This window comes from Streptomyces sp. NPDC058257 (assembly GCF_042881845.1).
GTDB lineage: Bacteria > Actinomycetota > Actinomycetes > Streptomycetales > Streptomycetaceae > Streptomyces.
The window spans coordinates 36,925-63,035 of sequence record NZ_JBHVXJ010000008.1 but is presented as its reverse complement, the minus strand read 5'-3'; the positions used below and the strand labels follow the sequence as shown (position 1 = coordinate 63,035).

The 26,111-nt window shown below is 70.0% G+C and carries 18 protein-coding genes, 1 tRNA gene and 1 pseudogene; 7 read left to right on the top strand and 13 right to left on the bottom strand.

The window, feature by feature from the left end; all coding sequences use genetic code 11:
* Positions 1–34: 34 nt before the first annotated feature.
* Positions 35–781 (bottom strand): TetR/AcrR family transcriptional regulator, encoded by a 747-nt coding sequence (locus ACFVXC_RS20520; protein WP_389907032.1) that lies wholly within the window; start codon positions 779–781, stop codon positions 35–37.
* A 100-nt stretch (positions 782–881) separates the two neighbouring features.
* Between ACFVXC_RS20520 and ACFVXC_RS20515 the strand changes: the two genes are divergently transcribed.
* Together ACFVXC_RS20515 and ACFVXC_RS20510 are read left to right on the top strand one after the other, a co-directional pair.
* Positions 882–1,538, top strand: a complete 657-nt coding sequence (locus ACFVXC_RS20515) for an MSMEG_1061 family FMN-dependent PPOX-type flavoprotein (RefSeq protein ID WP_389907457.1) — start codon at positions 882–884, stop codon at positions 1,536–1,538.
* A gap of 32 nt (positions 1,539–1,570) precedes the next feature.
* Positions 1,571–2,485: a PDR/VanB family oxidoreductase gene (locus tag ACFVXC_RS20510; protein WP_389907030.1), complete on the top strand. Its 915-nt coding sequence runs from the start codon at positions 1,571–1,573 to the stop codon at positions 2,483–2,485.
* Between the two features lie 20 nt (positions 2,486–2,505).
* Here the strand turns inward: ACFVXC_RS20510 and ACFVXC_RS20505 are convergent, their stop codons facing one another.
* From ACFVXC_RS20505 to ACFVXC_RS20475, 7 genes are all read right to left on the bottom strand, one after another.
* Positions 2,506–3,192 carry a hypothetical protein gene (locus tag ACFVXC_RS20505; protein WP_389907028.1) on the bottom strand — a complete coding sequence of 229 codons (687 nt, stop codon included), beginning with the start codon at positions 3,190–3,192 and terminating at the stop codon, positions 2,506–2,508.
* Complete coding sequence (locus ACFVXC_RS20500) at positions 3,189–3,635, bottom strand: acyl-CoA thioesterase (RefSeq protein WP_389907026.1); 447 nt, start codon at positions 3,633–3,635, stop codon at positions 3,189–3,191. Before ACFVXC_RS20500 ends, ACFVXC_RS20505 begins: the two co-directional genes overlap by 4 nt.
* Before the next feature lie 7 nt (positions 3,636–3,642).
* Entirely contained in the window at positions 3,643–5,307 is a 1,665-nt protein-coding gene (gene ettA / locus ACFVXC_RS20495) for an energy-dependent translational throttle protein EttA (protein WP_389907024.1), read from the bottom strand.
* 449 nt (positions 5,308–5,756) lie between these two features.
* Positions 5,757–7,214, bottom strand: a complete 1,458-nt coding sequence (locus ACFVXC_RS20490) for a Cys-Gln thioester bond-forming surface protein (protein WP_389907022.1) — start codon at positions 7,212–7,214, stop codon at positions 5,757–5,759.
* 310 nt (positions 7,215–7,524) lie between these two features.
* Positions 7,525–7,992, bottom strand: coding sequence for a single-stranded DNA-binding protein (locus ACFVXC_RS20485; RefSeq protein ID WP_389907020.1), 468 nt, complete (start codon positions 7,990–7,992; stop codon positions 7,525–7,527).
* Positions 7,993–8,270: 278 nt separating this feature from the next.
* On the bottom strand, positions 8,271–10,259 hold the full coding sequence (locus ACFVXC_RS20480) for a GTPase (protein ID WP_389907018.1): 1,989 nt from the start codon (positions 10,257–10,259) through the stop codon (positions 8,271–8,273).
* Positions 10,256–11,899 carry a dynamin family protein gene (locus tag ACFVXC_RS20475; protein ID WP_389907016.1) on the bottom strand — a complete coding sequence of 548 codons (1,644 nt, stop codon included), beginning with the start codon at positions 11,897–11,899 and terminating at the stop codon, positions 10,256–10,258. The genes ACFVXC_RS20480 and ACFVXC_RS20475 overlap by 4 nt, the downstream gene beginning before the upstream one ends.
* 308 nt (positions 11,900–12,207) lie before the next feature.
* Here ACFVXC_RS20475 and ACFVXC_RS20470 point away from each other — a divergent pair.
* A tRNA-Arg gene (locus ACFVXC_RS20470) sits at positions 12,208–12,280 on the top strand.
* A gap of 181 nt (positions 12,281–12,461) precedes the next feature.
* Here the strand turns inward: ACFVXC_RS20470 and ACFVXC_RS20465 are convergent.
* The 5 genes and pseudogenes from ACFVXC_RS20465 to ACFVXC_RS20445 form a co-directional block, all read right to left on the bottom strand.
* Positions 12,462–12,902, bottom strand: a complete 441-nt coding sequence (locus tag ACFVXC_RS20465; protein WP_389907014.1) for a VOC family protein — start codon at positions 12,900–12,902, stop codon at positions 12,462–12,464.
* A gap of 247 nt (positions 12,903–13,149) precedes the next feature.
* Positions 13,150–13,710: a hypothetical protein gene (locus tag ACFVXC_RS20460; protein WP_389907012.1), complete on the bottom strand. Its 561-nt coding sequence runs from the start codon at positions 13,708–13,710 to the stop codon at positions 13,150–13,152.
* Between the two features lie 461 nt (positions 13,711–14,171).
* A pseudogene (locus ACFVXC_RS20455) lies at positions 14,172–15,784 on the bottom strand (GMC family oxidoreductase N-terminal domain-containing protein).
* Positions 15,732–17,654 carry an AMP-dependent synthetase/ligase gene (locus ACFVXC_RS20450; RefSeq protein WP_389907010.1) on the bottom strand — a complete coding sequence of 641 codons (1,923 nt, stop codon included), beginning with the start codon at positions 17,652–17,654 and terminating at the stop codon, positions 15,732–15,734. Before ACFVXC_RS20450 ends, ACFVXC_RS20455 begins: the two are co-directional and overlap by 53 nt.
* Before the next feature lie 315 nt (positions 17,655–17,969).
* The gene (locus ACFVXC_RS20445) at positions 17,970–18,647 is read right to left on the bottom strand and encodes a TetR/AcrR family transcriptional regulator (protein WP_389907008.1); all 678 of its coding nucleotides are present in this window, start codon (positions 18,645–18,647) and stop codon (positions 17,970–17,972) included.
* Positions 18,648–18,716: 69 nt separating this feature from the next.
* Between ACFVXC_RS20445 and ACFVXC_RS20440 the strand changes: the two genes are divergently transcribed.
* The 4 genes from ACFVXC_RS20440 (at position 18,717) to ACFVXC_RS20425 (ending at position 25,978) form a co-directional block, all read left to right on the top strand.
* On the top strand, positions 18,717–19,205 hold the full coding sequence (locus ACFVXC_RS20440) for an SCP2 sterol-binding domain-containing protein (RefSeq protein ID WP_389907006.1): 489 nt from the start codon (positions 18,717–18,719) through the stop codon (positions 19,203–19,205).
* Positions 19,206–19,341: 136 nt separating this feature from the next.
* On the top strand, positions 19,342–20,589 hold the full coding sequence (locus ACFVXC_RS20435; RefSeq protein WP_389907004.1) for an acyl-CoA dehydrogenase family protein: 1,248 nt from the start codon (positions 19,342–19,344) through the stop codon (positions 20,587–20,589).
* A gap of 331 nt (positions 20,590–20,920) precedes the next feature.
* Positions 20,921–22,612, top strand: a complete 1,692-nt coding sequence (locus tag ACFVXC_RS20430) for a hypothetical protein (RefSeq protein ID WP_389907002.1) — start codon at positions 20,921–20,923, stop codon at positions 22,610–22,612.
* 180 nt (positions 22,613–22,792) lie between these two features.
* On the top strand, positions 22,793–25,978 hold the full coding sequence (locus ACFVXC_RS20425; RefSeq protein WP_389907001.1) for a glycoside hydrolase family 2 TIM barrel-domain containing protein: 3,186 nt from the start codon (positions 22,793–22,795) through the stop codon (positions 25,976–25,978).
* Positions 25,979–26,111: the final 133 nt, after the last annotated feature.

Below are 26,111 nucleotides of genomic sequence, written 5' to 3'. Positions count from 1 at the left end.
TCAGGTAGCGGGTGAGCTCAGGTAGCGGGTGAGCTCAGGTAGCGGGTGGGCTCAGGTAGCGGGTGAGCATGGTGACGAGTTCGTCCTCGAACCGCGCGATGTCGACCTGGCCGACCCCGGACCCCGACCCCGACCCCGACCCGGACTCGGACTCCGGCCCAGACCCGGACCCGGACTCGCCCCCCGGCCCGGACCCGGACTCAACCCCGGACTCGCCCCCCGGCCCGGACCCGGACCCGGCCATCACCCTGTGCACCACCATCTCCACCGTGGAGACGACGAGCCGGGCGGCGATGTCGACGTCCGCGACCCGCACCTCCGGATGGTTCCGGAGCAGCCTGCGGGCGTAGGCGATCCGTCTCCGCTCGCTGTCCGCGACCCGCTCCAGCAACTCCGGCGCGCGGGGCCCCTGTTCCATCATCACGCGGAGCAGCTGCGGGTCCTCGCGGTGGTTCTCGATCGCGCTGTGCACATAGAAGCGCATGATGCCCTCGATGGACTCCGGCAGCAGTTCGTCCTGGTCCAGCGGGGCCGCGGCCATCCCGGCGTCGAGATGCCGGGTCAGCAACTCGACCAGGATCGCATCCTTGTTCGGGTAGTACTGATACAGCGAGCCGATCGAGACCCGGGCCCGCTCCGCGATCCGGTTGGTGGTCCCCGCCGCATACCCGTACTCGGCGAAAACGCGAGCAGCGGCGTCGAGGACGCGCTGCCGGGTCAGCTCGGCCCGGACCTGACGGGGCTGTTTACGTGGCTGAAGTCCACGGCGGTCGGCCGTCATGACACCTCCTGCGAGGGGCCGTGAAAGCGAGTAGCGCACGACCTGAGTAATTGCTCACAATGGTGCCATGAACTGCGGCGATGAGCCCAAGGAAGGCGCCATGACGCATGCCCCCACTGCCCCCACCGCCCCCATCGCCCCCACGCGCCCTCGCAGGGTCTCCCCGCAGGAGGTCCTTGCACGGCTCGGACAGCCGGACGCGATGGTCAAAGCGAAGGTGCAGGACCGTATCGACGACTACTTCCGCTACTTCATCGCCCACTCGCCGTTCCTGACGATGGCCACGGCGGACGCGGCCGGACGCGCCGACTGCTCGCCCCGCGGCGACTACCCCGGCTTCGTGAAGGTCCTCGACGAGCAGACCGTCGCCCTCCCCGACCGCCCCGGCAACAAGATCGCCGACTCCTTCCGCAACCTCGCCGAGAACGACGGCGTCGGCCTGTGCTTCTTCGTCCCCGGCATGCGGGAGGTCCTGCGCGTCAACGGCAGCGGCTACGTCACCGACGAGCCCGATGTGCTGGTCCGGATGCGCACCGAGGCCAAGCGGCCAGAGCTGGCGATCGTCGTCGAGGTGGCCGAGGCGTACTTCCACTGCGGGCGCGCCCTGATCCGCTCCCGGCTGTGGGATCCCGCAAGCCAGGCGCTCGCGGAGGAGATGCCGTCGTTCGGTGAGATCGCGGCGGCGCAGTTCGGCGTCGACGTGGACCCGAGGCTGCTCGAACAGTCCTTGGAGGACGGCTACCGAAAGCTCTACTGACCAGACCTCGCAGTCCGACAAGGGAATCACCGATGCAACAGACTGTCGTCGACCACATCGACCGGGTCGCCGAGGACGTCGTAGCCCTCACCCTGCGCACCGCCACCGGAGATCTCGCGCCCTGGGACCCCGGCGCCCACATCGACCTGTCCCTGCCCAACTGGCTGACGCGGCAGTACTCGTTGTGCGGGAACCCCGCCGACCGCGATGCCTACCGCGTCGCCGTTCGCTACGACCCGCTCAGCCGGGGCGGCTCGGAGTACGTCCACCGCTTCCTGCGCCCGGGCCGCACCCTCGACATCTCCCTGCCCCGCAACCACTTCCCGCTCGTCCCCGCACCGAGCTACCTGTTCCTCGCGGGCGGGATCGGGATCACACCCTTGCTGCCGATGCTGCGCGCGGTGGCGTCCGCGGGACTTCCGGCGACCCTGCTGTACGTGGGGCAGTCGGCGGACAGCATGCCTTTCGCCGACGAGCTGCGAGGCTCGTACGGTGACCGGGTACGTATCACGGAAACCAGGGCCAAAGGCCAGAGCAGGCCGGACCTCGACGCCCTCGCGGCCACGCTGGGGACGGACACCCTCGTCTACTGCTGCGGCCCAGCGGCCATGCTGGCGGCGGCCGAGGCGGCGTTCCCCGCCGAGCGGCTGCACGCGGAGCGGTTCCAGCCGGTGGCCCGGACGTTCGGCCCGGACACAGCCTTCGAGGCGGTCTGCGCCCGATCGGGGAAGACCGTCGCCGTGCCGCCCGACGAGTCACTCCTGGACGCCCTCGCCCACGCCGGACTCCCACTCCCGTCAGGCTGCCGCGAAGGCGTGTGCGGCAGCTGCGAAGTCACCGTCCTGGACGGCGCACCGGAGCATCGGGACGACGTCGGCGCCCTCGAGGGCAGGATGTACGCGTGCGTGTCCCGGGCCCGGTCGCCCCGGCTGACCCTCGACCTCTGAGGCACCCGTTACGGCACCGGCTAGGCCGGTGTCACGGAAAGCCCGCCAACTCCGGCCCGACGTACGGCGATGGACCCATAGTCCGTACGCAGCCGCAGCCACGCCCCGGAGGACAGCAGGTCGAACGAGTCGCCCCGCAGGAATCCCAGGGCCTGCGCGGCATGCGCGGCCCGCACGGGCAGACCCGTGTCCCCGATGGTCCGGGACCAGATCTCCCGCCCCACTTGGTCGAGCTCGGCCCGCACCCGCCGCTCGTGCGGCAACTCTTCGACGCGGGACTTGAATTCGGCGACGGCAGCCGCCACGAGCCCCCGCACCGCGTCCACCGGCGGAAGCCCCCGCTCCGGCTGCCAGCCGCCGCGGGGCGGCAGAATCCCGGCCCAGGGCGGCCCGGTGACGGCTTGCGGTACAGCGGCCGCGCCCGCCGATCGCGCGGAGTCGGCCGACTCCCCCACGGATTCGAGGAGTTCACCGGCGGAGACGGTGACGTCGAGCGAGGAGTCGAGCCCGTGCTCGTACGGCTTCGCGAGCCGGGCCGTACGGATGGCGAGCACCTCGAACGACGGCGGCCTGCCGAACACGGCGAGCGTGTCGCCCGCCGCCTGCAACCGGACCGCGGCCGCCTTGTCGTAGTGGATGAGCCGGGCCAGGAAGGCGGCGAGATCCCCCGCCTCCCCGGCGTCGGCGAAGTGCAGCTGCGCCGTCATGCGACGAGCGCCTCCGCGCTTCCGGCGACATCGCCGTCGTCGTCCATGTACGTCAGGAGCATGGCCTTCTCCTCGGCGGTGATCCGCCGAGGGCGCTGCGCCTCCAGGTTGAACGGGACGACGACCGTCGTGGCCCGCACGTACACCTGCTCGGGGTCCTTGACCTCGTACGAGATCGTGAGCGAGGCAGCGCTTATCTTCGTCACCCACGACTCGATGGTCACCGGCGAGTGCCGATGGACCAACGGCCGTACGTAGTCGATCTCATGGCGGGCCACGACGGACCCGCCCGAGAACGACGGGCTGCCGTCCCCCGGCGCGAGGCGGAACATGAAGTCGATCCGCGCCTCTTCCAAGTACCGCAGGAAGACGACGTTGTTGACGTGCCCGAAGGCATCCATGTCCGACCACCGGAGGGGGCAGCTGTAGATATGGCGACTCATGTCAGTCTCAGCCTCGGGTGAGCTTCTTGTAGGTGGCGCGGTGCGGACGGGCCGCGTCGGCACCGAGGCGCTCGATCTTGTTCTTCTCGTACGACTCGAAGTTGCCCTCGAACCAGTACCAGCTGGAGTCACCCTCGTAGGCGAGGATGTGCGTGGCGACCCTGTCGAGGAACCACCGGTCGTGGGAGATGACCACGGCCGCACCCGGGAACTCCAGGAGGGCGTTCTCGAGCGAGGAGAGGGTCTCGACGTCGAGGTCGTTCGTCGGTTCGTCGAGGAGGAGCAGGTTGCCGCCCTCCTTGAGGGTCAGCGCCAGGTTGAGGCGGTTGCGCTCACCACCGGAGAGCACCCCGGCCGGCTTCTGCTGGTCGGGCCCCTTGAACCCGAAGGCGGAGACATACGCCCGCGAGGGCATCTCGACCTGACCGACGTTGATGTAGTCGAGCTCGTCGCTCACAACGGCCCAGAGGGTCTTCTTGGGGTCGATGCTGGCGCGCCCCTGGTCGACATACGAGACCTTGACGGTGTCGCCGACCTTGATGCTGCCGGAGTCCGGCTGCTCCAGGCCCTGGATCATCTTGAACAGCGTGGTCTTGCCCGCGCCGTTCGGACCGATGATGCCGACGATGCCGTTGCGCGGCAGCGAGAAGCTCAGGTCATCGACAAGTACCTTGTCGCCGAAAGCCTTCGAAAGATTCTCGACCTCGACGACGATGGACCCGAGCCGCGGGCCCGGCGGAATCTGGATCTCCTCGAAGTCCAGCTTCCGCATCTTGTCCGCCTCGGCGGCCATTTCCTCGTAACGGGCAAGGCGAGCCTTGGACTTGGCCTGACGCCCCTTGGCGTTGGACCGCACCCACTCGAGCTCTTCCTTGAGCCGCTTGGCGCGCTTCTCGTCCTTGCGGCCCTCGACCTTGAGGCGGGTGGCCTTCTTCTCCAGGTACGTGGAGTAGTTGCCCTCGTAGGGGTGGGCGCGACCGCGGTCGAGCTCGAGGATCCACTGAGCGACGTTGTCCAGGAAGTACCGGTCGTGAGTGACCGCTACGACGGCGCCGGCGTACTGGGAGAGGTGCTGCTCCAGCCAGTTCACCGACTCGGCGTCGAGGTGGTTGGTGGGCTCGTCGAGGAGCAGCAGGTCGGGCGCCTCGATGAGGAGCTTGCAGAGCGCGACGCGGCGCTTCTCACCACCGGAGAGCGTGGTGACGGGCCAGTCGCCGGGCGGGCAGCCGAGCGCGTCCATGGCCTGCTCGAGCTGGGCGTCGAGGTCCCACGCGTTGGCGTGGTCCAGGTCCTCCTGGAGCTTGCCCATCTCGTCCATGAGCGCGTCGGAGTAGTCGGTCGCCATGAGCTCGGCGACCTCGTTGAAGCGCTTGAGCTTGCCCATGACCTCGGCGGCGCCGTCCTGGACGTTCTCGAGGACGGTCTTCGTCTCGTCGAGCTGCGGCTCCTGCATGAGGATGCCGACGCTGTACCCGGGCGCGAGGAACGCGTCACCGTTGGACGGCTGCTCAAGCCCGGCCATGATCTTCAGCACCGTGGACTTACCGGCGCCGTTGGGGCCCACGACACCGATCTTGGCGCCAGGCAGGAAGCTCAGGGTGACGTCATCAAGAATCACCTTGTCGCCGTGCGCCTTGCGCGTCTTGCGCATGGTGTAGATGTACTCAGCCAAGAGAAACCGTCCGGCAATCAGTGAGTGGGCAGATACACCCCATCTTGCCTGACGGCTAGCTACCGGGGGAAACCAGTATGGGCGGGGGGCCATGACCTGGACGTTCCCAGCACTCCCCGGTAACCGGCCTGTCACTGCCTGTCGACGTCGGCCGCTCCGGTGCGATGGGCGTCCATCCACGCTCAGCAGTCAGTGCGGCCACAGGCTCATCAGGATGAGTTCCCAGCAGCAGATTCACACCCACGGCCATCGGGCATCGGCCATCGGGCATCGTCTGAACAGCGCTGCCCCCTCCGTGATCAACTGCGGAGACGGCACAGCGCGGGCCGGTAGCTCATCGGCACCCGAGATGCGGCGAAACCGCCGGACCTCCCGCACGGCAGGGGCACAACTACCGTGCGGGCGCGGTCAGGTTCGCTTCCGGCTCGCCTTCCGGCTCGCCTTCCGGCTCAGTCCTCGGTCGGGGTCTCCGCCGTGGTCGCCGGGTCCTTCTTCTTGCGCAGGAAGAACATCGCCGCCGCGCCGAGCACGACCATGAGGACCGCTATTCCGGCGATCATCGGCGTCGCGCTGGAGCCGCCCGTTTCCGCGAGGTCGCCGCCACTGGTGCCGGTGCCGCCCGCTGACGCGGGGCTGGGGGCGGCGACGGGCTCCGTCTTGTTGCCGATCGTGTTGCCCTCGGTCTTGCAGTCGAGCACGCCCGTGAACCGCTTCTCGAAGCCGTTCGGCCCGTTGATCGTGAAGTCGTAGGGCTGGTCCTCCTGCAGCGGGATCGTCACCGTCCGCGACTCGTCGGCCTCGATCGTGTGCTTGAGGCCCATGAGGCGGAAGGTGAACGGCTCGTCGCCCTTGTTGCTCGCCGTGATGTCCACGCCGCTCTTGGCGCAGTTCTTCTCGGCGGAGAGCGCCGGTATCGCACCGTCCTTCGCCCACGTGGCGCTCGCCGTCGCGGAGACCGTTGACTCGCTGGAGCCCGCGAGGATCTGCGTCTGGCTCCGGGTCTCGGAGGCGAAGGCCCGGCCGACCGGCACCGTGGTCGACGCCTGTACGGCGAGTGTCGCCGAGCCGTCCGAGGCGTCCTTGGGGATGTCGAAGAACAGCTGGCTGCCGTTTGCCGCGGTGGTGACGGGCTTGCCGTCCTTGCCGACGACCTTCACTCCGCTCGCCGCCGAGTCCGCGGGCGGGGTCACGGACACGGTGTCCGCGTCCGTCCGCACGGTGACCGGGCCGAGCCGCTCCCCCGCGCGCCCGGAGACCGCGGGCGGGTCGAGCGTCAGCGAGGCCTTGGGCTCCGCCGCACCGCGGGCGCTCTTGTAGAGGTAGTCCGCGAGCTTCTCGGCCTGCGGGTCGGCCGCCTCCACGTCGGCGCCGTCCGAGTACCGCCAGATCGCCACCTGCGTGCCGGCTGCCGCCGTCTGCTCGGTGAGCGCTCGCGCGCCCGCCTTGTGGGCCAGCGCGGCGAGGTCGTTCACCTGCGGGTAGGAGTTCTGCAGGATCCAGCCGATCCTGCCCGCGTTCTTGTTGCCGTTCAGCGAAGTGCCGCTCCAGGGGGTCTCCTGGTACTTCGCGTCCTTCTGCGTGGGGTTGAGAATGTCGATGCAGTACGTCTGCAGCGTGCCGCCGCCGTCCACGGACATCTCGAAAAGTCCGGCGGGCACCTGCTGGCTCGACCCGTTGTCACGGATGACCGCCTGGTCGTACGTCTGGAGTCCGCCCAGCGTCGCGACGGCTCCGCCCCGGTGCTGAGGAACCTCTTCCGCCGCGGCGGGAACCGCGGTGGCTATCGCGCCCGCAGCGACGGCCCCGGTTGCCAGCGTCACCGCGGCGAGGCGCGCGGCGCCCCGTCTCCGCCGGGACGGCGCAGAGCACGCACGCCCCCCGGAGAGAGCGGAGAACGCAGAGAACACAGAACGCGCAAAAGACACAGAATTCCCCTCCGGACGGGACCCGTTCACTTCGAGGGGGGAGATCCCGCCAGCAGATCGAAAAGGGGCAGAATCACCTGCCACCTGCGTGGCATCCACTACCAACTGCCCCGCTAGCTACGTCCGGCATCCTAGGGAAACGGCAGACCACGGTCCCCAGTACTGCCGTTCGATAACCGATCCGACTCGGAATCGTTATCGCCAACAATCTTTCCGAACTGGGCTTATCGACAAATCAACGGCACCCATTCGCCGATAAGCCGCACATCGGTCGCCACCCCCTGCCGGTCCGTCACCCCACTGGCTCGGGCACCGGATCGGGCATCGGCTCGGGCATCGACTCGGGCATCGACTCGGACTGCCGCCCGCGCGCCGTCGCCGGTTCCGTCAGTGATCCGTTCGCCTTGAACACGCGCCGGAACGCCGCCGTACCGCGCGAGAGATCGTGGCCCACGGTGATCGCGTCGATGTCCGCCGACGTCCAGTGCTGGCCACTGCGCTCCTCGTCGCGCACCTTCAACCTCCCCTGCACGATCACCGGTTCACCGATGGTCAAAGAGCCCTGCACATTCGATCCGAGCGATCGCTTCGCCCACACCGTGAAGAAATTGGTGTGCCCGTCCGTCCAGACGTTCTGCACGGCGTCGTAGTACCGCGCGGTCACCGCGAGCCGGAACCGCGCCACCGGCCCGGATGCCAACTCCCGGAACACCGGCGTCGTCGCGACGTTCCCCACCACCGTCACCAAGGTCTCGTTCATGCCAAACCCCTCCCTCGTCCACTCCGCTTCCGCCGCCGCCCCGGCGGCGGCGGTCGGTCCGGCCGCTTCGGTTCCGCGGCTTCGATCTCAGAGTGGACCGGTCGAGGAGATCCCGCTGAGCCCTGTGGTCTACCGGGCGGTTGTGGAAAACTCCCTCACCCGAACAGGTCCCGAACAGGTCCCGACCGGGTCCCGACCGGGTCCCGGCCTGGGCCCGACCTGGGCCCGACCCGGGCCCCCGACCTGGGGCAGACCTGAGGCAGAGTCGAGACCCCGTGTCAGCCCACCGACGCCCCCGTCACCCGCACGTACTGCTCCCGAACCTCCCGGTAACGCAGCAGCTCCGCCGCCACCGGATCCAGGACCCTCGCCCGCCCGCACCCGGCAGCCGCCTCCCGCAACCGCCGTTCCGCGTCCAGGCCGTAGCGTCTCGCCGGCCCCCGTGCCGCCATCCGGCTCCCCCACTCCACGCAGGGGCCGCCCACGATGCCGGCCAGCATCAGCAGCACCGGCACGCCCAGGTTCGGTACGGCGACCCCGATGATCTGTGCCACCAACCACAGCCCGCCCACGACTTGGAGCAGCGTCATCGCCGCCTGGGCGAGCACCGCGACCGGCCACCACCCGGGCCGCGGCGGCTTCCCCTCCGGCACCCCGGCCGTCACCGTCAGCTGGTCGAGTGCCTCCGGCAGCCCCTCCGAGCCGCGCACCGCCGCCTCCCGGACGGCCTGCCCCCAGGGCTGGGGCAGCCCGGAAGCAGCCTCGTCGGCCACCGTGCGCACCGCGTGCTCGACGCGCTGGCGAGCCGTGGCCTCCTCGTCGGCCGGTACCTGCGGCACGGGCCACCCGAGACTCTGCGGCGAGCGCTGGGCCTCGTACCAACGCCACAGCCGTAGCCAGGGCGTCCCGCACGCCTTGCCCGCGTGGCGTCGCCAGGCGCGCTCAGCCGCCTGCCCCGCCGCCGCCGCGCCCACCGCGTCCGCGAGCCGGTCGGCGAACTCCTCGCGCGCCTCCTCGCTGAGCCCGATCCGCGCCCCGCCCCGGCCTCCGCCCGCCCCGGCCGCGTACACGGGCCACAGCTTGTCGGCGGCGGCGTCCAGGTCGGCCGAGACCCGTCGGGCGGCAGCGCCCCGCTCCTTGGTGAATTGACCGAGTGACTCCCGAAGTTCACCGACTCCCTCGCCGGTCAGCGCCGAGAGTGCGAGCACGGTGGCACCGGGCTCGCCGTGCTCGCCAAGGGCGATGCCGTCCTCGTCGAGCAGCCGCCGCAGGTCGTCGAGCACCTGGTCGGCGGCGTCGCCCGGGAGCCGGTCCACCTGGTTGAGCACGACGAACGTGACCTCGGCGTGCCCTGCCATGGGCCGCAGATAGCGCTCGTGCAGCATCGCGTCGGCGTACTTCTCGGGGTCGACGACCCAGATGACCGCGTCGACGAGCGTGAGGATCCGGTCCACGTGCGCGCGGTGCTCGCCGACCGCCGAGTCGTGGTCGGGCAGGTCGATCAGGACGAGCCCCTCCAGCGTGCTCGTGTCCGGGCCCTGGAGCGGGCGCCTGCGCAGCCGCCCCGGGATGCCGAGCCGGTCCAGAAGCCCCGCGGCGCCGTCGGTCCAGCTGCAGCCGATGGGGGCCGCCGTGGTCGGCCGGCGGACGCCGGTCTCCGAGATCGTCACCCCGGCCAGGGCGTTGAACAGCGTCGACTTGCCGCTCCCCGTGGCTCCGGCGATGGCGACGACGGTGTGCCGCCCGGAGAGCCTGCGCCGGGCCGCGGCCTCGTCGAGGACCCGGCCCGCCTCGGCGAGCGTGGCGCTGTCGAGCCGGGTTCGGGAGAGCCCGACGAGTTCACGCAGGGCGTCGAGCCGGGCGCGCAGGGGCCCTTCGTACGCGGTCGAAATGCCGGGCGGGGTGCCGGAGGGAGCACCGGACGGCGTACTGGAGGGGGCCCCGGAAGCGGTCTCCGTCGGGGCGTACGCGTCAGCGCCGCCTCCCGCCCCGTGAGCGTCTCCACCGCGCACGCCACCAGCCCGCACGCCACCGCCGCCACGCCGCGCGATCAGCCCGTCGTCCCAGACGCCTTCGGAGCCGTCACGGGCGTCACGGGTGTCACGGGTGTCACGGGCGTCTCCGGCAGCCCCTTCAGGGCCTCTCGGCTCCTCGGAACGCTCATCGTGCCGGCGCCCGCTCTCGTGCTTCTCGCGCCCGCCCTCGCGCCCGCCCTCGCGCTCACGTTCGTGTTCGGTGTGATCAGTGATGGCAGTCACCGCGGTCACCTCTCCTTCTGCAGTACGGACAGCGCGGCGATCAGGTCCGCCTGGGGTTCGGGGTTCACGTCGAGGGCGTCGAGAGGGGCGAGGCGTCGCTCTCGCTCCGTGTCCAGGACGTTGTCCAGGTAGGTGGTGAGCAGGCATCCGCCCCGGTCCCGCAGCCGGAGCGCGCCTTGGGCGCCGATCCGCTCGGCGAGCGTCTCGCCCGCCGAGCGCCCGCGATCCCCGCCGAGGAGGGCCGTGGCGAGCAGGGCGGCCACCATCTCGGGGTCGGGGAGGAAGTTCTTCTCGATCCTGTCGAGTCCGCGGATCTCTTCCTCGGCGTACTCCTCCAGGACGCGCCGCCAGCGCCGTACCGCCATTCCGATGCGGTGCTCGGCGCTCTCCGCCTCCCGGTCGCGGTCGCCGAGCCCGGGGGCGTCGGCGGCCGGTTCACGCCGCCACGCCTCGTCGATCCGCTCGTCGGCGGCGGTCACCGCGCACAGCAGCAGCGCCTCCAGGCTCTCGGCGACGGCGTCGAGGAGCTCACCGGCGCCGCAGTCCAGGGGGTAGCTGCGCCAGCGCTTGAGCGCGTCGCCCGCGAGGACGGCCCCCGTCTGCAGACGCTCCCGCACGCGCGCGTACTCGTGCCCGTACGCCTCATCGACGGTGGAGGTGAGCCGCAACGCGGCCGCGTACTGCATGGCGACGGCGCCCGCGAGCTCCGGGACCCGCACGTTCAGGGACTGGATGACGCCGTACGCCGTCCGCGCGATGGCCTGCGCACGGGCCGTGGGCTCCTGGGACCGGTGGGTGAGCCAGGACCGCAGCGGCGCGACGGCGGTGGACGGAAGCAGCCCGCCGCCGCCCGCGGACTCGGGCAGCTCGGGCACGGTGAAGCGCGGCACATCGCCGAGGCCCGCCTTGTCGAGCAGCGCTCCGTACTGCCGGGACACCTCGGCCACCAACTGGTGCGGCACCCGGTCGAGAACGGTGACGAGGGTGGCGTCGTGCTCCTTGGCGGTACGCAGCAGATGCCAGGGCACCGCATCCGCGTACCGGGACGCGGTGGTCACCATGACCCAGACGTCGGCCGCGGAGATCAGCTCGGCGGCGAGGATCCGGTTGCCGGAGAGGAGCGAGTCGACGTCGGGGGCGTCCAGGAGCGCGAGCCCGCGCGGCAGGGTCTCCGCGGTCTCGATGCGCAGCGCGCGCTCACCGTCGGGCCCGATCGGCAGCAGGTCCTCGTTCCCGTCGTCCCCGTCGTCGGCGCGCGAGGGTTCAGGACGCGGCACCCATACGCGCGTGAGGTCGGGCAGTACGCGCATGTCGGCGAACCAGTGATGATCCTCCGGATGGCACACAAGGACCGGCGTCCGAGTCGTCGGGCGCAGCACCCCCGCCTCACTGACCTGCCGCCCGACCAGGGAGTTCACCAGGGTCGACTTGCCCGCCCCGGTGGATCCCCCGATCACGGCGAGCAGCGGTGCTTCGGGGGCCCGCAGGCGGGGCACCAAATAGTCGTCGAGCTGGGCTAGGAGCTCGTCGCGGTTGGCACGCGCGCGTGGCGCCCCCACCAAGGGGAGCGGAAAGCGTGCGGCGGCGACACGCTCGCGCAGGGCGGAGAGTGCGTCGAGCAGTTTAGGCCGTACGTCCAAGGTCACCACATGCGAAGAATGCCCAATTTTGGCGGCATTATGAAGCATATGGGCACTACCTGCGCGCCGATCGGACACATGGGACGGAAGGGGCGACTGGGGCGCAGGCATAACGAGTGCACAACACCCGGGGCGTGAGACGCCAAAAGCGATGCGAGATTCGCACCTGCCTGCGATTATCAGGACCGCTTCACTGAACCTCCACATAGCGCCTCGGAGGCGAAGCACCAGGGACAAGGACCCGGGAGCCCTATCCTTGTCCCCGGCAAGGTCACGGCTCGTCCCCACCCGGGCTCCAGGCCACCGGCCACCATCCGGCCCCCGTAGCTCAGTGGATAGAGCAGGCGCCTTCTAAGCGCTTGGCCGCAGGTTCGAGTCCTGCCGGGGGCGCTTCAGCCATCCTTGTTCGGCTCTCCTCTACGGGAGGGCCTTTTTGCTGGTCGGGGCAACGTAGCGAGCGGTGGGTAGCGGACGCGTAAGTGCCCGGCCGCCCCCAGGTCAGCGTGGGGGTGGCCGGGCGCTGGCCGGCTTTCACCGGTTTCTGCGGGGCGTCAGAATCGCGAAGTCCTTCTCAGCCGAGCTGCTCGGCCAGACCGACGATGATGCCCTCCGGGCCGCGGAGGTAGCAGAGCAGATAGCTGTCCTCGAACCGGGCCATCCCGCCGACGAGTTCGGCGCCGTGCGGGCGCAGGCGGGCAACGGTGTCCTCGATGTCGTCGACGGCGAACATGACGCGGTGCGTGCCCAGAATGTTGTGCGGCTGATCGCGCGGCTCGGTGCCGACCGCCGCGGGGCTGCGGTACCTCGCCAGCTCTAGCCGGCTGTGACCGTCCGGGGTCCGGACCATCGCGATGTCACAGTGGACGCCCTCCAGTCCGGTGCACTGGTCGGCGACGGGGCCCTTGACCTCTGCCCTGCCCTCCAGCTCCATACCGAGTTCCACGAAGAACGCGATGGCGGCATCCATGTCCTCGACGACGATGCCCACGTTGTCCATCCGCTGAATCGCCATGCTGGTTTCTCCCTCTTCCTCGTACGGCCCGGGATGGCCGCTGATGTCCCTGGGACGGAGCCGGTGGCACGTTCTCGACATCCGCAGACTGCCGATCTCCGAAAATTCCGCACCGCGCCTCAGAGGAGATTCATCCGGATGCACCAACCCACCGCACCACGCCGCGGGCACGGAAACGCCGGACCGCCCCCAGGTCATCCATGGGGAGGGTCCGGCGCTCCTGCTTTCAGGGGCGGTCAGCCAGTAACTACTGCTTGACCGGCGGGCACGTGCCCGTGTCCTCGCCGATCGAGTTGATCTCGGCGTTGGAGCGCGAGTCGCCCGCGTAGTCGATCTGGTCCGTGCACTTCGTGTCGGCGTCCTTCGGCGTACCCGACGCCTTTTCCGACTTCTGGACCGGCGGGCACGTGCCCGTGTCGGCACCGATCGAGTTGATCTCGGCGTTGGAGCGCGAGTCGCCCGCGTAGTCGATCTGGTCCGTGCACTTCGTGTCGGACGACGACTTCTGGACCGGCGGGCACGTGCCCGTGTCCGCACCGATGGAGTTGATCTCCGCGTTGGAGCGCGAGTCGCCCGCGTAGTCGATCTGGTCCGTGCACTTCGCGTCGGACTTGGCGGGCGCGCCCGACGACTTGCCGTCTGCCGCGTCGGACTTCGAGCTGTCCGACTTCGGGGTGCTCGTGGCCGACGACGACGAGCTGCTCGAGGAAGAGGACCCGCTGTCCGTGCCGTCGTTGTTGCATGCCGTCAGCGCCAGGCTGAGGGCCACTGCGGTCATGGTCAGTACCGAGATCTTCCGAGTGCGCATGCTGGTTCTGTCCTCTTCGTGTGGGGGTGTCGCTCCTGAGGAGCGGACGGACGGGCGAGCGGGCGAGCGAGCGAGCGATCGATCAAGCTGGGCGACTGTTCGGCTGTGTCGCTTTCTGCCCTCTCAGATAGTCAGTGTGGTTGCCTCAGTTGCCTCTTGATCGTTCTCAAGACACGTTCGTGACATGACAGTGGCCGCGTCGTGAAGTACGCGCATCGGGCGTGGCCTGCCGACCGGGCGTTCGACCGCAGGTTCGAGTCGTGTCAGGGCCCCCACAGGCGCCGGCGCGTTCCCGCGATGCCGGCGCCCGTGGTCGGGCAGTACCGGCCGTGGAGGGGAGCTCAGCGCGGGCGGTACGCCCTGCACCCACCGTCCTCCCCCAACCGGGCACAGAACGGAGGAGACCGGCGCATTTCCTCTACGCCATGAGGCTCCCCGAGCGGTCTGCCCGCTCGGGGGCTCTACTCCGGTAGACGCAGTTCCCCGTATGCCCCCGCCGGAACCACGGGCTTTTGCGGTGGGACGGGCCGCACGCGCGCGTACCCCGTGTTCTGCTTCGGGCGCGCGTCCGTCTCGCCCTTGTTGGGCCAGTGCGCCATCGCGCGCTCGGCCTGGGCCGTGATGGTGAGGGACGGGTTCACGCCCACACGGCGGCCAGCGGCTTGGGGAGGTTTTGGCGGTACTGCGGGACGCAGATCAGCGCCATCAGGTTGGAGCCCTTGCCGTAGCGGACGTTCTCGATGTGGGTGGTGGGGTTCGGGTGGATGGAGGACGTGATGGCGACACCCCGGGTGAAGTCCAGGGGGCGGCCGTCACCGCGCTTCTTGCGGTAGCGGCGCGGGAACGTCACCGCGCCCACCAGCGCCTCGGAGTTGGTCCGGGTGAGTCTGCCGAGCCTTGAGGAGAGGCGCGGAAGGACTCCCTCCTCCTTCATGCGGTGCAGGAGCGTCTGAGTGCCGTACGTACCGGCTGCCAGGACTACCTGGCGGGCACGCAGGACCGTGCGGCGGCCTCTGCGGCGTTTGTCGGTGGGGACGGTCACCGCCTCGTGGCCCCCGGCGATCTCACGCACGGACACCACCGTCGTCATCGCGCGGATCTTCGCGCCCGCCCGCTCGGCCAGGTACAGGTAGTTCTCGGTGAGTGTGTTCTTGGCGCCCACCTTGCAGCCCGTCATGCACGATCCGCACTCGGTGCACGCCCCTCGCGCGGGGCCTGCCCCACCGAAGTGCGGATCGGGAATTTCCGGGCGATCCAGAACTTCCGGGTGATCCGGAACTTCCGGGTGAGCGCCGGGCGTTGAAGGACTGGAACCGGTGGCGCCACCGGCACCGCCATCACCCACGCCGCCATCACCCACGCCGTCGCCGCGCGCGCCGTCACCGCCCGCGTCCGCCCCGTCGCCGAAGAACACCCCCACGGGCGTCAGCCGGAAGGTGTCCGCCACACCCATCCGGTCCGCCGCCGCCCGCACATGCTCGTCGGCCTCGGTCGTGGTCGGGTTCTGGCGTACGCCGAGCATGCGCCGGGCCTGGTCGTAGTGCGGGGCGAGTTCCGCCTGCCAGTCCGTGATGCCCGCCCACTGCTTGTCCTGGAAGAAGGCGGGCGGCGGCACGTAAAGGGTGTTCGCGTAGTTCAGCGAACCGCCGCCCACCCCCGCGCCCGCGAGGACCATGACGTTGCGAAGGAGATGGATGCGCTGGATGCCGTAGAGACCCAGGGCCGGTGCCCACAGGTAGTTCTTCAGGTCCCGGGAGTCGCTGGGCAGTGACTCCCGGGTGAAGCGTCGCCCCGCCTCCAGGACGCCGACGCGGTAGCCCTTCTCGGTCAGGCGCAGGGCAGCGACCGAGCCCCCGAAGCCGGAGCCCACCACCAGCACGTCGAAGTCGAAGTCAGCCTCGCAGCCGGGCTCGGGCTCGGGCTCGGGCTCGGGCTCGGGCTCGGGCTCGGGCTCGGGCTCCGAGTCAGGCTCGGGCTCGGAGTCGTACGTCTCTTGAGAGGGCCTGGATGCCCCCGTCGCCTCACTCACCGTAGAGCGCCTCGATCTCGGCCTCGTACGCCGCCGCCACCGCATGCCGCTTGATCTTCAGCGACGGAGTGAGCAGTCCGTTGTCCTCGGTGAACTCGCCCTCGATCAGGGAGAATTTGCGGATGGACTCGGCCCGTGACACCGCCGTGTTGGCGTAGTCCACCGCCTTCTGGACCTCCGCGATCATCTTGGGATCCCGGCACAGTTCGACGAGCGGGGTGTTCTTCGGGCGCTTGCGTACGGCGAGCCAGTGTGCGACGGCCTCCGGGTCCAACGTGATGAGCGCCCCGACGTACGAACGGTTGTCGCCGACGACGATGCACTGTCCGACCGGCGTCCGGCTGCGCAGCCGGTCCTCCAGGATCGCCGGGGAGACGTTCTTGCCCCCGGACGTGACGATGATGTCCTTCTTGCGCCCGGTGATCGTGAGATAGCCGTCGTCGTCGAGCGCGCCCAGGTCCCCGGTCGCGAACCACTCGTCCCGCAGTACGGCGTCCGTCGCGGCCGGGTTGTTCCAGTACGAGCCGAAGACGATGCCGCCCTTGATGAACACCTCGCCGTCGTCCGCGATGCGCACCGCCGTGCCCGGCACCGGAAGGCCCACCGTGCCCGGGCGAGGTTTCAGCGGTGGCGTGATGGTCGCGGCGGCGGTGGTCTCCGTCAGGCCGTAGCCCTCGTAGATGACGATCCCGGCGGCGAAGAAGAAGAGGTTGAGGCGGCGGTCGAGAGGCGAGCCGCCGCTGATCGCGTACCGCAGCCTGCCGCCGACCTCCTTGCGGATGCGGCGGTAGACGAGCACCTCGTACAGTGCCCAGCCGAGGCGGAGCCCGATCGAGGGGCCGGGGCCGCTCCTGTCGAGGAACTTGTTCAGATACGCCTCCCCGAACCGCACCGCGATCCCCTCGGCCCGGTCGAAGGACGCGCCGCGCCCGATCTTCTCCGCTGTCGCGCGGCCCGTGTCGTGGATCTTCTCGAAGAGGTACGGGACGCCGACCACGAACGTCGGTTTGAACGAGCGCAGTTCGGGCCGCAGGTCGTCCGGCTTGATGCTCGGGCAGTGGGCGAGTTCGATGCGGGCGAGCATGCAGGCGATCTGGATGGTGCGGCCCAGGATATGGGCGAGCGGCAGGAAGAGGAGCGTGGAGGCGACCTGGCCCGTGATCTCCTGGAAGACGGGGTGCAGCAGGTCGACCGTGTTCGCGGCCTCGGCGTGCAGATTGCCATGGGTCAGGACGCAGCCCTTGGGCTTGCCGGTCGTGCCCGATGTGTAGCAGATGGTGGCGACGGAGTCCGGGGTGAGGGCGGACCTCCGCTTGGTCACTTCCTCGTCCGGCAGATCCCGCCCACCGGCTTCGAGTTCGCTCAGAGCGGCGTCGTCGACGCAGAGGACGCGCGGCGGCTCGGCAAGGCCCCCTATCGCGGATTCGGCCGTCGCCACGTTCTCCGCCGTCTCCGTGACCAGCAGCGTCGCGCCGGAGTCCCGTACGATCCACTCGATCTGTTCCGCCGCCGATGTCGCGTACACGGGCACGGTCTGCCCGCCCGCCGCCCAGATCGCGAAGTCCAGTACGGCCCACTCGTACCGCGTGCGGGACATCAAGGCGACCCGGCCGCCCGGTTCGAGCCCGGCGGCTATCAAACCCTTCGCCGTGGCCGTGACTTCGTGCGCGAAGGCCGCCGCGGTGACCGGATGCCACTGGTCGCCCCGTCTGCGGCGCATGACGACCGCGTCGGGCGCCTCGGCGGCGTTGGTGAAGGGGATGTCGGCGGTGCTGCCCGCGGTGGCCTTCGCCGCGAGCCGGGCGGTACGCGCCTCGCGCACGGTGCCGTGCTCGTCCCGGATGAGCTCCACCGTGGCGCGCTCCGACAGCTCGCCGTGGCGTTGTGCCCGTTTCAGATCCTTGCGTACGCCCATGACGGCTCCCGGCTCCCGGCTACCAGCTGACGTGCAGAGGTGGTGCGGTGGTTCGGTGACGCGTACTTACTGGGAGGTCAACTTACCCATGCGTAAGGAAAGTTCAATGGGGCGGGCGGCGAAGAAATCAGCAGGCGGTCGTCACTTCGATGACAAAGGGCGGTCATCACGTCGGTGACATGAGTACTCACTCGGGTGAGGAACATGAGTGCTCACTCGGGTGAGGAAATCGGTGAGGAAGTCGGTGAGGAAGTCGACGGAGAGGCCAGTGCGGAGTGCGGCGCGCGCAACCATGCGCGGAGCCCACCGCGCGGGTCATTCGCCGGGCACCCAGACCTCGCCCTCGAGCACCCGCCCCATCCCCACCCACACCATGTTCATCAGCCGCAGCGTGACACCCTCCGGCGACTGGCCCGGGTGGCCGCTCATCCAGTCGGTGAGCGAGTCCGCCGCTCCGACCAGCGCGTACGCGACGAAGTCGGCGTCCTCGTCGTCGAGTTGCGAACCGCCGGCGCTCTCCGTGATGCCGTCCCGGACCAGGCCCGCGACCTCGGCCATCACCGCGCGCCGCGCGTCGGCGACCGCGGACGCGATCGCCTCGCTCAGCTCCGACGCCTGGCGGTGCAGGACGACCCAGCTGTCGCGGTGCTCGGCGACGAAGGCGAAGAACGCCGAGAGGCCCGCGTGCAGGCGCAATTCCGGCGCGCCACCACCGGCCTGCGCGCCCCCCACCGCCTGCGCGGCGCCCTGGAAGGCGGCCACGAGACGGTCGGCCTCGCGGCGCAGGCAGGCGAGGAAGAGCCCCTCCTTCGAGTCGAGGTAGAGGTAGACCATCGGCTTGGAGATCCCGGCCAGTTCGGCGATCTCGTCCACGGACGCGGCGTGGTAGCCGCGCTTCGCGAAGACCGTCACCGCCACATCGATGATCTGCTGCTCGCGCTCCTGACGCGGAACGCGCTTCCGCCGTCCCTCAGTTCTCCCGTTGACCGTCACCCTTGCAGCCTCCCAGACTCGGGGCTACCTTACCCTTTAGTAAGTTTACTGTTGAGTAAGGAGATTGCCATGACGGACGGTGTCGGTGGTGTCGGTGGTGCGGAAGGTGTGGCCGGTCTGGACTTCGCGAGCGTCACCCCCGAGGAGTTCGCGAAGATCGTGAAGGGCCTGTCCGGCAAGGAGATCACCGAGATCGCCCGGGACGCCGAGCTGCGCGCCCGCGTCCTGCAGGAGGTGTTCGGGCGCATGGGCCGGCAGTTCAGGCCGGAGGCCGCGGGCACGCTCAAGGCCCTGATCCGCTGGAAGATCACGGGAGTCGACGAGGCGGCCGATGTGGTCTACGAGACGGACATCTCGGAGGGCACCTGCACCGTCCGCGAAGGCCGCTCGAACGCCGAGCCGCGCGTCACGCTCGTCCTGGCCGACGCCGAGTTCCTCAAGCTGGTCTCCGGCAACGCCAACCCCGTGACGATGTTCATGATGCGCAAGCTCAAGGTCGCGGGCGATGTGGCGCTCGCCGCCGGCCTCACCCGCTACTTCGACATCCCGAAGGCCTGACCCGAGCCCACACGTTCCGAACCCGGCACACCGACCGACAGACCGACCGACACACCGACCGACACGCCGACCGACACGCCGACCGACACCGACTGACACACCGACTGACACACCGACTTCCGGAAGGGGCCGCACCATGGCCTTCTCGCTCGAACTGACCGAGGAACAGCGGGACCTGCGCGGCTGGGTGCACGGCTTCGCGGCCGATGTGGTGCGGCCTGCGGCCGCCGAGTGGGACGAGCGCGAGGAGACGCCCTGGCCCGTCATCCAGGAGGCCGCGAAGATCGGCCTGTACGGGTTCGAGTCCCTGGCCGATCTGTTCGGCGACCCCACCGGGCTCTCGCTGCAGATCGCCAACGAGGAGCTGTTCTGGGGCGACGCGGGCATCGGGATGGCCCTGTTCGGCACGTCGCTCGCGGTGGCCGGGATCTTCTCCGCGGGCACGCCCGACCAGCTCGCCGAGTGGGTGCCCCAGTGCTTCGGTGACGAGGACGAACCCAAGGTCGCGGCGTTCTGCGTCTCCGAGCCCGACGCGGGCTCGGACGTGTCGGCGATGCGGACCCGCGCGACGTACGACGAGGCACGCGACGAGTGGACCCTGTCCGGCCAGAAGGCGTGGATCACCAACGGCGGTATAGCGAACGTCCATGTGGTGGTCGCGTCCGTCGATCCGGCCCTTGGCTCGCGGGGACAGGCGGCGTTCATCGTGCCGCCCGCCACCCGCGGCCTCGAAGGCGCCAAGAAGATAAAGAAGCTGGGGCTGCGGGCCTCGCACACCGCGGATGTCTTCCTGGACGACGTACGCGTGCCGGGGCACTGTCTGCTCGGCGGCAAGGAGCGGCTCGACGCCCGCCTCGCCCGGGCCCGCGAGGGGAGCAAGGCCGGTTCCGGAGGCGGCGCGAAGGCGGGTGCCGGAGGCCGCGGGCAAGCCGCCATGGCGACCTTCGAGGTGAGCCGGCCGACGGTGGGGGCGCAGGCGCTCGGCATCGCGCGGGCCGCGTACGAGTACGCCCTCGACTACGCGGGCTCCCGGGTCGCCTTCGGCCGCCCCATCATCGAGAACCAGTCCATCGCCTTCGCGCTCGCCGATCTGCGGACCGAGATCGAGGCGGTGCGGCTGCTGATCTGGCAGGCGTCGTGGATGGCGCGGAACGACAAGTCGTTCGACGCGGGGCAGGGCTCCATGTCCAAGCTGCGGGCCGGGGAGCTCGCGGTGGCGGCCACGGAGAAGGCCGTGCAGGTGTTGGGGGGCGCGGGGTACAGCAGGGAGCACCCGGTGGAGCGGATGTACCGGGACGCGAAGATCTACACGATCTTCGAGGGAACGAGTGAGATTCAGCGGCTTGTGATCGCTCGGGCGATTTCCGGACGGCAGATTCGCTGAGGGGCTGGCCGCAGGCCTATAGCCGTGGGCCTCGTATAGCCGTGGGCCTCGCGCCGTGGGCGTGGGACCCGGGCCTCGCGCCGTGGGCCTCGCGCCATGGCCAGAGGGCGTGGCGCCGTGAGGCCGTAGCGCCGTGAGGCCGTAGCGCCGTGAGGCCGTAGCGCCGTGAGGCCGTAGCGCCGTGGCGCCGTGAGCGCCGCGATTACCCGCTTCGTCTGGGGCGTCCTCAGGCGCCGTGCAGGCCGGATATCGAGCCCGTCCCGGTTCCGCCAAGGCGCCGGATCGAGAAAAATCCTTCAAGCAACCCCTGACCTGCGCCGATGAAAAGATCATGACGTCGACGCAACCCTCCCTCCGTGAGCCCGACGCCGTCCTCGGGCTGCTCAACAGCCGCCGCGACGTCGGACGCAGCGTCCGGCGCGGCGTCCTCTGTCTCCTCCCGGCCTGCGTCATCGCGTTCGCCGGGTTCCAGCGGCGCTGGATGTCCGACGACGGGCACATCTACGTCCGTACGGTCCGCCAGATCCTGGCGGGCAACGGCCCCGTCTTCAACGCGGGCGAGCGCGCCGAGTCCTCCACCGGCACCCTCTGGCAGTGGCTGCTCGTGCTTGCGGGGCTGCCGGGCACCGACGTCGCGAGGGCGGCGATGTACGGGGGGCTGCTGTTGACCGCCGCCGGGTTCGCGTTCGCCTCACTCGGGGCGCTGCGGCTGTACGCGGACAAGGCTGTCCTTCCTCTCGGCTGCCTCGTCCTGCTCGCCCTGCCTCCCGTCTGGGACTTCGCCACCTCCGGTCTGGAGACCGGCCTCGCCACGTGCTGGATCGCGGGCGCGTGGCTGCTGCTCGTCTCGCGGGCGCACTCGCCCGCCACCTGCGTGGTCATCGGACTCGGCCCGCTCGTACGGCCCGACCTGGCGCTGGTGTCCGCGGTCTTCCTCGGGGCGCAGTGGCTGATGGTGCGGCCCTCGCGGCGGGCCGCTCTCGGCGGACTCGGAGCGGCCCTCGCGCTGCCGGTCTCGTACGAGATCTTCCGGATCGGGTACTACGGACAGCTGATGCCGCTGCCCGGCGTGACCAAGGAGGCGTCGCAGAGTCTGTGGGGGCGCGGGTTCGACTACCTCGTGGACTTCGGCGGGCCCTATCTGCTCTGGATGCCCGCGCTGTTCCTGCTCGCGGCCCTGCTGCCGTCGGCCGCGGAGAGGCGTGACGCCGCGCCGCTCGTCCCCGCGCTCGCGCCCGTCGTCGCGGGGCTCCTCTGCTGGGGCTACGTCATCAAGGTCGGCGGCGACTTCATGCACGGCCGGATGTTCCTGCCGGGTCTGCTGCTCATGCTCCTGCCGGTCTTCCTGGTGCCGCTCACGCGCGCGTGGGCCATCGCGGCGGTGGGCATCGGGATCTGGGCCGTGGCCTGCGCGAGCTTGCTGCGGATCCCGTACGAGGGGCGGATCGGGCCCGGCGGGGTGGCGGACGAACGCGGTGTGTACGTCCAGCAGAACGCCGCCGCTCACCCCCTCCACCACGGCTTCGCGGGCTATCCGAGCAACGTCGAGTACGCACGTCTCGTACGCGACGCCGATCGCGCGGGAACCCCGAGCCTGTTCCTCGCCAGAACCCCGGCCGCCGCCAACTCCCCCACCGTCACCGGCGTCTACAGCACCCTCGGCTTCAGCGGAACCGTGGTCCCCCTGAACGGGGCCGCCCTCGATCCGATCGGCCTCGCCTATCCGCTGGCCGCCCACTCCGAGCGCATCGACGGCCGCGTGGGCCACGACAAGCGGCTGCCCGACACGTGGATCTTCGCCGACCGTGGACGCGGCCCCCTCCCCGAGGGCCTCGACCCTGCGGACGTCGCGGCCGCCCGGCGGGCACTCGGCTGCGGGCCGCTGGCCGAGCTGCGGGCGGCTACGCGGGATCCGATGACGCCGGGGCGGTTCCTGCGCAATGTCACCGGGGTGTGGGAACGGACGTCGTTCCGCTTCCCGAACGATCCGGTGCGGGCCGAACGGGAGCTCTGCGGCGACTAACCGGAGCGAGCAGTTCGGCCCAGCCGAAGCCAGCAGTTCGGCGGCTTGATCGCGCCGGTCCCGTGCGGCCCGTCGAACGTCGGATTCCGCCAGCTACACGGGTCTTGAATGTTGAGCGATCACGTCCGATGCTGGCGGTTCTTGTTGCCTTGCGTTTTGCCTTACGTTCGGAGTTGCAGCATGGGCGCACATCTGCCGAGCCGTCGATCGTTCCTCGCCACCGGCACCGCCCTCGTGGGCTGGGCCGCCTTCGCAGCGCAGAAACAGGCCTTCGCAGCGGAGGCGGAGACGAAGGCGGCTCGGGTGCCCGAGTGGAGCGCCGATCCGCGCGTCTTCCAGGTCAACAGAGAACCCGCCAGGCCCAGACTCGTCCCGTACGCCTCCACGGCCGACGCCCTGCGCGGCGACCTCGCCAAGTCGCCGTACTACCGCTCCCTGAACGGCAAGTGGCGCTTCCACTGGTCGAAGAACCCCGAGCAGCGGCCCACCGGCTTCGAGGCCGACGCCTACGACGTCAGCGGCTGGGACCACATCCCCGTGCCCTCCAACTGGGAGATCGAGGGCTATCCGGAGCCGATCTACCTCAACATCAGATATCCGTGGGAGGGCTACGAGAAGCCCGACTTCCCCGACGTGCCCAAGGACTTCAACCCCGTCGGCTCCTACCGCCGCACCTTCACCGTCCCGGACGACTGGTCAGGGCGGCGCACCCTGATCTCCTTCCAAGGGGTGAAGTCGGCCTTCTTCGTCTGGGTCAACGGCAAGAAGGTCGGCTACAGCGAGGACAGTTACACCCCGGCCGAGTTCGACATCAGCCCCTATCTGCGGCCCGGCGCCAACTCCCTCTCGGTGGAGGTCTACCGCTGGTCCGACGGCAGCTGGCTGGAGGACCAGGACATGATCGACCTGTCCGGGATCTTCCGGGACGTGTATCTGTACGCGATCCCCCTCGTGCATGTGCACGACGTCTTCGTACGGACGGATCTGGACTCGGCGTTCCGCGACGCGACGCTGTCCGTCACCACCGTCGTACGCGACCGGACCGGCAAGGCGCGCAAGTCGGAGCACCGCGTCACGGCCCGGCTCCACGACACCAAGGGCCGCCCCGTGCCGGGCACGGAACTGACCGGCGTGCCCGAATTCGACGAGCCGCTCACCCTGAAGGCCGACGTCGAAGCGCCCGCCCTCTGGTCCGCCGAGGACCCGAATCTCTACACGCTCGTCGTCACCCTCACCGACGGCGAGGGCCGCACGACCGACGTCCAGCGCACCCGCATCGGGTTCCGCCAGGTCGACTTCGGCCCCGGAAAGTGGACGGTCAACGGCAAGCACGTCATGCTGCACGGCACCAACCGGCACGAGTCGACCCCGGAGCACGGACAGGCCGTACCGGAGTCGGTCATGGTCGAGGATGTCCTGCTGATGAAGCGGCACAACATCAACGCCGTCCGGACCTCGCACTACCCCAACCACCCGCGCTGGCTGGAGCTGTGCGACGAGTACGGCCTGTACGCCATCGACGAGACCAACCTGGAGACGCACGGGGTGCGCGACCGGCTCCCCGCCTCACTGCCCGACTGGACCGACGCCTGCGTGGACCGGATCCGCTCGATGGTCGAGCGCGACAAGAACCACGCCTGTGTGGTGGCCTGGTCACTGGGCAACGAGGCCGGCGAGGGCGACAACTTCAAGTCGATGGCGCACTGGGTGCGGGCCCGCGACGACTCCCGTCCCGTGCACTACGAGGGCATGAACTCCGTCGCCGACGTGCACAGCGAGATGTACACGAAGCCCGCCGACGTCGAGAAGTACGGCAAGTCCGGCAACTCCAAGCCGTACATGCTCTGCGAGTACACGCACGCGATGGGCAACAGCAACGGCAATCTGCCCGAGTACTGGGAGATCTTCGAGAAGTACCCGAACCTGCACGGCGGTTTCGTCTGGGACTGGGTCGACCAGAACATCCGCCTCCCCATTCCCGGCGACCGCAGGCACAGCTATCTCTCGTACGGCGGTGACTGGCACCCCGGCTATCCCACGGACAGCAACTTCAGCTGCAACGGTCTTGTGGCGTCGACCCGCGCACCCCACCCCGGCCTCATGGAGATCAAGAAGGTCTACCAGCCCGTTGCCGTCACGGCCGACGACCTCGGGGAGGGGACCGTCAAGGTCCGCAACAAGCACCTCTTCAGCGGTCTGGACGCGTACGAGCTGCGCTGGAGCGTGACGCGCGACGGTGAGGAGGTCCAGCACGGCACCCTGCGCGCGCCCGATGTGGCGCCGGGCACCTCCCGGGCCGTACGCATCCCGTACAAGAAGCCCGGCAGCCTCGGACCCGGCGCCGAGTACTGGCTCGACGTCACCTTCGTCCTGCGCCACAAGACCCGCTGGGCTCCGGCGGGACACACCGTCGCCGCCGAACAGCTCCCCCTGGACTGGCACGCCCCCGCCCCCGCCGACCCCGAGCCCGGCACACTGCCCGCCCTCGAACTCACCCAGAGCGGCACCGAGGTGAGGGTCACGGGGCGCGATATCGAGGTCGTCCTGTCCAAGGAGACCGGCACCCTCTCCTCGTACAAGGTCAAGGGGAAGCCTCTGCTCGCGGGCGGCCCCGTACCCAACTTCTGGCGTGCCCCCACCGACAACGACATCGGCCGCAAGTTCCAGGAGACGGCGGCCACCTGGCGCGAGGCGGGTGCCAAGGCGAAGATCACGGAGGTCAAGGCCGCGCGGCCGGCGCCCGGCGAGGTCACCATCGAGGTGAGCTCCACGCTGCCGACCGAGCCGCAACCGTCCTCCTGGCACACGGTGTTCACGGTGCGCGGGGACGGCGAGGTGCGGGTCAGGCACACGCTGAAGGCGGCGGCGGGGCTGCCCGACCTGCCCGTGGTGGGTGCCCTGCTGACCGTGCCCGCCGGGTTCGAGCGGATCGACTGGTACGGGCGCGGGCCGCACGAGAACTACCAGGACCGCAAGTCGGCGGCTTTCGTGGGCCGTTACCGTTCCACGGTGGACGACCAGGTCGCGCCGTACGTCCGGCCGCAGCAGACCGGCAACATGACGGATGTGCGGCGCTTCTCGCTCGCCGACCGCTCGGGCGGCGGCCTGACCGTGCTCGCCGACCCGGCCGAGGGCGAGCCTCTCCTTGAGACCAGCGCGCTGCACCACTCGCCGGCGGATCTGGACGGGCCAAGACACCCGCACGAGGTGAAGCGACGCGAGGAGACGGTGCTCGGGGTCAACCACCGGCAGATGGGAGTCGGCGGCAACGACTCCTGGGGCGCGCCTCCACTGGAGGCATACCTGCTGCGCTCCGGGCGAACCTACACGTACGCCTACCGGCTACAACCACTCACCCCGTCCTGACCCCACCCACCCCCCTCCCCGGGCCCCCCCCCCCCCCGCCGGCGCCGTGGGGGGGGTCGGAGGGGCAAACCCGCCCAGACAACGGTGGGGCTGGAGGGACGTGGGGATTGACGCCAAAAGACCCCCCCCCCCC